Raw genomic sequence first — 463 nt, 5'->3', positions numbered from 1 at the left:
CGAAAGTCAATATTCGCGCAAATCGAGACAAATATGGAGAAATCAACCGAGTTAGTCAAAATCACTTTGATTGCCTTTGAAGGCATCAGTGCTTTTCATCTCTCTGTACCCTGTATGGTGTTTCAAGATATCTTTTTCGATCAGCCGCCTCGGTTTGACTTGAAAATCTGTAGCGAAAAAAGCTCGCCATTGGAAACAAGCTCAGGATTTGGTGTGGTGATCGATAGAGATTTGAGCGCTATTAAAGAGGCGGATATTGTGATTGTTCCAAGCTGGCCAAATGACCTGCCAGAGCCAAGTGAGCGACTTATAGAGGCGCTAATAGAGCATCATGGGAAAGGTAAGCTACTAGTAGGACTCTGCCTCGGGTCTTATGTACTTGCATGTGCTGGCGTTCTCGATGGAAAACGTGCCACAAGCCATTGGGCGTTTTCCGAACAATTTCAGCAGCAATTTCCTAAGG

At 44.9% G+C, this 463-nt stretch carries 1 protein-coding gene; it reads left to right on the top strand.

The genetic code is table 11. The features are described from left to right. Positions 1 to 33: 33 nt before the first annotated feature. On the top strand, positions 34 to 463 hold a 430-nt coding region (locus tag A1QO_RS07360), incomplete at its 3' end, for a DJ-1/PfpI family protein (RefSeq protein ID WP_026027045.1).

Origin of the sequence: Vibrio genomosp. F10 str. ZF-129 (assembly GCF_000287055.2) — a bacterium.
Lineage (GTDB): Bacteria > Pseudomonadota > Gammaproteobacteria > Enterobacterales > Vibrionaceae > Vibrio.
Note: the sequence above shows the minus strand (reverse complement) of the source record. Positions and strands in the feature narration are given on the sequence as shown.